We start from the raw sequence: 313 nt of genomic DNA, 5'->3' as shown, positions 1-313 counted from the left end.
GGATCGAACAGACAAAGCGATCCTCCGCGCCCTGCAGAAAGATGCGTCCATCAGCAATGTCGCGCTGGCCAAGCGCGTGAACCTGAGCCCGGCTGCATGCCTGCGGCGAGTGGAGCGGCTCAAGGCCTGTCTCTTATACACATCTCCGAGCCCACGAGACATGGCGCCTGATCTCGTATGCCGTCGTCTGCTTGAAAAGGGGGGGGGGGGGGGGGGGGGGGGGGGGGGGGGGGGGGGGGGGGGGGGGGGGGGGGGGGGGGGGGGGGGGGGGGGGGGGGGGGGGGGGGGGGGGGGGGGGGGGGGGGGGGGGGGG

1 pseudogene is annotated in these 313 nt (G+C 74.8%); it reads left to right on the top strand.

Going from position 1 to position 313, the window contains the following annotated elements:
- Positions 1-124 (top strand): annotated as a pseudogene (locus JHD73_RS28635) (Lrp/AsnC family transcriptional regulator); the annotation flags it as partial.
- Positions 125-313 lie beyond the last annotated feature (189 nt).

Origin of the sequence: Ralstonia sp. ASV6, assembly GCF_016429285.1 — a bacterium.
Classification (GTDB): Bacteria; Pseudomonadota; Gammaproteobacteria; order Burkholderiales; family Burkholderiaceae; genus Ralstonia; species Ralstonia flaminis.
Note: the sequence above shows the minus strand (reverse complement) of the source record. Positions and strands in the feature narration are given on the sequence as shown.